The sequence below is a fragment of the Microcystis sp. LE19-195.1E genome (assembly GCF_027532095.1).
GTDB lineage: Bacteria > Cyanobacteriota > Cyanobacteriia > Cyanobacteriales > Microcystaceae > Microcystis > Microcystis aeruginosa.
On sequence record NZ_JAPZSZ010000346.1, the window covers coordinates 20,664 to 27,279 of the forward strand.

A 6,616-nucleotide genomic window follows, 5' to 3' on the forward strand; every position below is an offset into this window, starting at 1 on the left:
TAGCAAATACCAATACCTTTGTTAGATCTACGGCTCCCAGCACTCATATACTAAAAATCAACCCCAACGGTCCTTCGTACACGAAAGCCGCAGGTACGACACCAATAAATTTGGAGAATATGTCCATCGAGGGTCAAACTACGATCGAACCACTCTCCAACACGGCTCCCTATTACATTACAGGCAGTGCTTTCGGCGATAGCCTAAACGGTGCCAATGGAAACGATACCCTAATCGGTGGCAATGGAAACGACACCCTATTGGGTGGCGTTCAAGGTGACGACACCCTATTGGGTGGCGAGGGAAACGATAGCCTAAACGGTGGCGAGGGAAACGACACCCTATTGGGTGGCAATGGAAACGACACCCTATTGGGTGGCAATGCAAACGATAGCCTAAACGGTGGTTCGGGAAACGATACCCTAATCGGTGGCACTGGTTCCGATACCCTATTGGGTGGCGCTGGTTCCGATACGCTGACAGGTGGGGCTGATGTGAACAGATTTGTCCAGGGAACCGCGCAGAGTACTGCGCGAACAGCTGTAAGTAGTACCGGTGTTTTTGCCGTTGGTATGACCATCACTTTCGACAATAGCTTAGATATCATTACAGACTTTAAGCCCGGTGCAACGGGAGATCAGCTTGACATTCAAGGTGCTGGCGGCGTATTACCGACATCGGCGATTGGCCTTGCTCAAACTACTGGTGGCCTGGTTAGTGGTACGAACTACTACCTCTCTGGCACCGTTAGTGGTAATGTCTTCACCATTGTCGCTAATGGGACTGATGGCTCATCTGCGCTGATTATTCAAGGTACTGGGGGTCTTTTTTCAGCCAACGCTTCCTCAGTTCTTTTGAGTGGGGTTGACTCTGATAATCTGGCAACTGCTAACTTTATTTAACTTCATCTCCCCAATAAAGTAGTCCAGTTGGGGGGGTTACGCTGTCACTAACCCACCCAATTCTGATTAGATGGGAAGAAGAATTAACAAACCTAATCTTTGTGTCCTTTGTGTCTCTGTGGTTCCTTCCACCAATCTTAAGGATAGACGGTTAAAATGGGTCTGAGCTTGAGAGTCATTGGGATTAGTTTTGTGTAGTGATTAACTGACGGTGATAATCGCCCCATAACTTGGCTGCCTGTTGACTACTGCCCGCAGTGGGAGAATTATTATCATTCCCTAACCAAATACCTGTCACCCAGTCGCGCCGGGGAAGATAACCGATAAACCAGAGATCCACATAATTATCCGTAGTTCCCGTTTTACCCGCTTCTCCCATGCCAATACTAGCAGCACCTCCTGTACCATTAGTTATCACCCCCCGCAATAAACTATTCATCGTTTCGGCGGTTTTAGGGGAGATTACCTGCTGATTTCTATCGTTATCCTCGCCATAGTCATAAATAACCCGACAGGTACTCAAATCCTCCACATTTTTACAGTCGGAAGCGTCGAGAATGCGTTTAATGGCGTGGGGACGATTCCAGCGCCCGCCATGGTCAAAAACCCCATAAGCGCCGGTCATTTCCAAGACATTTACCTCGCTTTGCCCTAAAATTAGCCCCGGTACGGGATTTAAAGGTGATTTGACCCCCAAACGTTCCGCCACATTGACCACATTACTTAATCCTGCCTCGCGAGCAATGCGAAGGGCGACACTATTTTCCGATCGCGCTAAACCTTGAAACATATTGACCCCCCCGCTACTGCGTTCACAGGGAGAATAGGCTTGTCCTTGCCAAGAGAGTCCAGCGCAGGTATAGGTTTTATAGGGCGATATTCCCTGTTCTAGGGCGGCAGCATAAGCAAATACCTTAAAAGTGGAACCGGGTTGACGTTTAGCTTGGATAGCGCGGTTAAATTGGCTTTTTTGATAATCAACTCCCCCGACTAAAGCGAGAATTTCCCCAGTTTGACTGTTTAGGGTAACTAAAGCCCCTTGGGAGTATCGATAGCGGGGTCCTTGCTTTAAGACATTATTTTTTAAGCTTTTTTCTGCGATCGCTTGCAGCCGGCGGTCTAAACTGGTTTCAACGATAAAATTGCCCTCTTTGGCCACTTCTTCCCCTAAAAGGTCCTGTAATTCCTCGAAAACGTAACTATAAAAATATGGTGCAATCGTACTAGATAGGGATTTTTTGGCTTGGGGACTGATTTCAATGCGGGATCTGCGAGCGCTGGCGGCCGCTTCCGGGGAAATCATGCCTAATTGAGCCATGCGATCGATGACACGATTGCGTAATTGTACGGAAGTGTCGTAATCTTGAATGGGATTAAATCGATTCGGGGCGGGTAACATAGCCACAAGAGTAGCAGCCTCGGAGATATCTAAATCTCTAGCGGATTTATCGAAATAAAAGCGGGCCGCATCTTCAAAACCGTAACCGGCCAGACCGAGATAAACTCGATTGAGATAGGTTTTGAGAATTGTATCCTTACTATAGACCGCTTCTAATTGTAAAGCGACCACAGCCTCCCGGAGTTTGCGATCGGCAGTATTTTGGCGACCGACTTCGGGGAATAAACTACGCGCTAACTGTTGAGTCAGGGTGCTGGCCCCTTGACGAATGCCTTGACCTTGCCAATTAATCATAATTGCCCGGACAATCCCCAAAGGATCAACGCCAAAATGCCAGTAAAAACGACTATCTTCGGAAGCGACAACCGCCTGGGGCAGATAGGGAGAAAAATCGCCCAGATTATCTAATTCTCGGTGAGTTTCCTGTCGAATGGGATTGAGGGGAGTTTGACCATCCCTAGGGTAAACCACCACCGGACCGCTTACCCCGGAAGGGAGTGGATAAACATTAACTTTGCGACTTTCCCAGATAACCGCTAAAACTAATAAACCGAAAATACCACCCGCACCATAGAAACCATAGCGCAAAAGTCGCGCCCACAGGGGAGGGGGACAGTAATAGGAGATGGTGACACAATTGGCTAAGTCTGGGGGGGCCAGGGTAAAGCTATCACCATGACGCAGGGAAACGCTTTTGAGACGACGTTTACCCATATAAACCCCGTTGGTGGAGTTTTCATCTGTGAGCAGGAAATGATGGGGATTTTTCGGGTCACGCTGGAGGGAACAATGAATCTGACTCACCACGGTATTACGGATAGTAATATCACAGGAACTGGAACTACGACCCAACAAATAGCGATCGCCGATAAGGGGATATTTGCTTTCCCCGCTGCCATTCTCGTTTTTAAGGCGTAATTCGGGAACTCTCGCCCCTTTTTTGAGATTTACCGCCTGAAAATTTACCTTTCCTTGCAATTTCTGCACGGCAACGGTGACAAGTTGACTAATTTGGGTTTTCGGCGACTGCTTAGACATAGTTTTTATCAGTTATCAGCTTCTGAAGGCAATAGGCAAGTGGGGGAATGGGGAAGTGGGGGAATGGGGAAGTGGCAAGTGGGGAAGTGGGGGAATGGGGAAGTGGGGAATTTCAACTAAAACCCCAACACCCTAACACCCCCCGCAACGCGCACGCAGTGACCACCCTAAAACCCTAACACCCTAAAACCCTAACACCCTAACACCCCATCTCCCCAATTCCCCAATTCCCAATTCATACCCAATATCCCTAAATTGACATTTTAGCCTCTAAAGCTTTGAGGTATTCCGTATTGACTCCCGACTCGCGAATCAGAGCAATTTTACCGGTACGGGCCACCTCGCGAACGCCAAATTTATTCAGCATTTGCATAATCGCCACCATTTTACCCGGATCCCCCACCACTTCGATGGTCAGGGTTTCCTCGGAAATATCCACAATCCGCGCCCGGAATACCTGCGCTAATTCGATCACTTCCGCTCGGCGCTCGGCGGTAGCATTAACTTTAATCAGCATTAATTCCCTTTCCACACAGGGGGTTTGGGTGATATCCTGCACCTTGAGGACGTTAATTAATTTGTAAAGTTGTTTGGTTAACTGTTCGATGCTGTCCTCGTCTCCTGGTACTACCATCGTAATCCGAGAAACTCCCAGCTGTTCGGCAGGACCCACGGCCAGACTTTCAATATTAAAGCCGCGACGGGCGAATAATCCAGCAATACGGGTTAAGACTCCCGCTTCATCTTCAACTAATACGGATAATGTGTGTTTCATGGCGCTCTATCTACACAACCTAGATTTCCCCATTTTGACACTCCCCGCGCTAAAGCGACGGGGATTCTTGGTTCCAAGAGATTACTTGCTTAGACAGAATTACTTCTGAAAAAGTAGAGGTATTCTCTCCCCAAGCGTTCATCGGGTCTAGCCCAAAAGTTCCCGTATGCCCTACGGTACTTAACCCTTTTTTAAGGATATTAATAGCGGCGTTTTCATCCCTATCTAAAACACACCCACACTTACACTGATGGGTTCTAGTCGATAAAGATTTTTTAACAACTTCACCACAGTTTGAACAGTTTTGGCTTGTATAGTTCGGTGGGACAGCAATCGTTATCTTGCCGAATTTAACCCCAAAATACTCCAGCCATTCTCGAAACTGATACCAGGCCGCATCATTGATCGATTTAGCTAAACAATGATTCTTGACTAAGTTCTTAATTCTTAAATCGACCTGGGCTATCACATCTAAGAAGCGAACTACGCACCTTGCTAACTTTACAGCAAAGTCTTTACGTTGCCTACTTATTTTAAGATGAGCCTTAGCCAATCTTTGTCTAGCTTTTTGACGATTTTTACTTCCCTTTTTCTTTTTAGATAATCGTCTTTGAAGTCGTTTTAATCTTTTCTCGGACTTTTTTAAAAATTTAGGATTGTCAACTTTATTACCTTCATGATCAGTATAAAAAGAAGCTAATCCCACATCTATTCCGATACACTTACCTGATGGTTTAACATCCTCTTTTACTTCACAAGAGAGAACAAATTGACAATAATAGCCGTCAGCACGTTTAATAAGCCTAACTCGTTTAATGTCAGACTGCTGAAAGTATCCTAAGTCCCAAGTCCCTTTTAGTTTAAGTGTTCCAATCTCCTTTTTATCACTGAAATGAATGGTTTTAGGGTTAAGAAGCTTCCATCCTGTTGTTTTGTATTCAACCGAGCAGGAAAACTTTTTAAACTGAGGATAGCCTTTCTTTCCGATTACCTTCTGCTTACAGTTGTCAAAGAAACGGGAAATAGAAGACCATGCCCTTTCAGCCGATGCTTGCCTTGCTTGAGAATTTAATTGACTAGCAAATTTAAAGTCATGGGACAAAACTCGACAATAAGCTGATAGATCATACTTATTTACACCTTTGTTGTCCATCCAATACTTTAAGCATTTATTACGGATGAATTGAGCGGTGCGGATAGCATCGTCTATAGCCTGATACTGTTTTAATTTAGCCTCAACTTTAAACTCTAGGACAAACATTTACTCTAAAATTTTAAGAATAAACTTATTTTAACACATTAAATATTAAACTGACAACCCATCACCTAAAAGCCGCCCTCTGCTACGCGGGCATGGCGGGGAACCTTAAACCCAAGTTTTCGGTAAGACAGGGGGCAAGGCCACAACAGTTTGTCTTCTCTGAGCTATTTGGGTAGGAAGGAACCTCTACTCTATCCTTGCCCTGAGCTACGTCGAAGGGAAAATTAAATCCACTCTTCTTCATCCGCTTTGTTTACCTCCCGATCTTCGTTTTCATCGTGAGCAGGGGGCGTAATAATCCGATAATTGACATCGTAAACTTGATCGGCTTTTTCCCCGCGAGTCTGTTTGGCCGTGCGGTAACTATAGGAATAAACCGAGCCAGTTTGAGAACTGTCCTGTGGAGGCTTGACAAAATTCGTTTTTTCCCCATCAGCAACCCTAGGCGGGAATTCTTCCCGATCCTGAATGGTAGTCGGTTTTTCGGGGGGTGTATCAAAATTCCAATCATCACCGCTATCTCTTTCCCAATCGTTACCCGGTGGAGAAGCGGCGCGATCTTGAATATAGGTAGGTCGGGGAGATGGGGGTGGGACTTGAGGATTATTGGCTATAGGAGGGGAAGCTTTTGGGGCGGCCAAAGGACGACCAAAACTATAGAGAAATTGCAGGGTTAAACCACTGATAATTCCCGCCAGGGTGAAAAGTAACACCCAGACAGCTAGGGGCAGTTTTACCGTCATAATACCGCCAAAAAAGACCAAAGTGATCGCCCCCAGATTCTGCCAGATCAGTAATCCGCCCACAGCGATCGCAAATAAGACCATAATCCAGCCCATTTTTACCTCCCTTGATTCAGTGATCAGTAAACAGTGATCAGTAAACAGTAAACAGTAAACAGTGATCAGTAAACAGTGATCAGTAAACAGTAATCAGCAAACAGGTATAAAGATAAAGATAACTAACTAACTAATTAGGGTTTGCTGAAAAAGCCTGAAATGCCGATAGGAAAAAGGTTTCGACTCAATAAAGTCGAGAAAAAAGGCCCAAAAAAAGGTAAAATACACTAAAAGCCAAGCACTTTTTTTTATTCAGTACAAATGTATCGTATCTCGACCGCAACTCCATCAGAACCCGAATCATTTGAACTGCCCGAGGAGCGGAAAACTATCAGATGAAAACCGTTGGGTTATTATGGCCAACTTAATTCCCTGGGAAAAATTTGAAGAAGAGTACGCAAA

At 45.5% G+C, this 6,616-nt stretch carries 5 protein-coding genes; 1 reads left to right on the plus strand and 4 read right to left on the minus strand.

The genetic code is table 11. The annotated features are described in order from the left end of the window. The first annotated feature begins 119 nt into the window (after window positions 1-119). On the plus strand, window positions 120-902 hold the full coding sequence (locus O9300_RS18635; protein ID WP_287973301.1) for a calcium-binding protein: 783 nt from the start codon (window positions 120-122) through the stop codon (window positions 900-902). 184 nt (window positions 903-1,086) lie between these two features. Here the strand turns inward: O9300_RS18635 and O9300_RS18640 are convergent, their stop codons facing one another. The 4 genes from O9300_RS18640 to O9300_RS18655 form a co-directional block, all read right to left on the minus strand. Continuing rightward, on the minus strand, window positions 1,087-3,339 hold the full coding sequence (locus O9300_RS18640) for a PBP1A family penicillin-binding protein (protein ID WP_287973302.1): 2,253 nt from the start codon (window positions 3,337-3,339) through the stop codon (window positions 1,087-1,089). Window positions 3,340-3,589: 250 nt separating this feature from the next. Then, on the minus strand, window positions 3,590-4,114 hold the full coding sequence (gene ilvN, locus O9300_RS18645) for an acetolactate synthase small subunit (RefSeq protein WP_287672273.1): 525 nt from the start codon (window positions 4,112-4,114) through the stop codon (window positions 3,590-3,592). Between the two features lie 49 nt (window positions 4,115-4,163). Continuing rightward, window positions 4,164-5,375 carry an RNA-guided endonuclease InsQ/TnpB family protein gene (locus O9300_RS18650; RefSeq protein WP_287973304.1) on the minus strand — a complete coding sequence of 404 codons (1,212 nt, stop codon included), beginning with the start codon at window positions 5,373-5,375 and terminating at the stop codon, window positions 4,164-4,166. A gap of 224 nt (window positions 5,376-5,599) precedes the next feature. Continuing rightward, window positions 5,600-6,214, minus strand: coding sequence for a LapA family protein (locus O9300_RS18655; protein ID WP_287973309.1), 615 nt, complete (start codon window positions 6,212-6,214; stop codon window positions 5,600-5,602). Window positions 6,215-6,616 lie beyond the last annotated feature (402 nt).

Coding starts and splice junctions, on each gene's coding strand:
- O9300_RS18635 (WP_287973301.1), top strand. CDS start 120: ATGTCCATCGAGGGTCAAACTACGATCGAACCACTCTCCAACACGGCT.
- O9300_RS18640 (WP_287973302.1), bottom strand. CDS start 3,339: ATGTCTAAGCAGTCGCCGAAAACCCAAATTAGTCAACTTGTCACCGTT.
- ilvN (WP_287672273.1), bottom strand. CDS start 4,114: ATGAAACACACATTATCCGTATTAGTTGAAGATGAAGCGGGAGTCTTA.
- O9300_RS18650 (WP_287973304.1), bottom strand. CDS start 5,375: ATGTTTGTCCTAGAGTTTAAAGTTGAGGCTAAATTAAAACAGTATCAG.
- O9300_RS18655 (WP_287973309.1), bottom strand. CDS start 6,214: ATGGGCTGGATTATGGTCTTATTTGCGATCGCTGTGGGCGGATTACTG.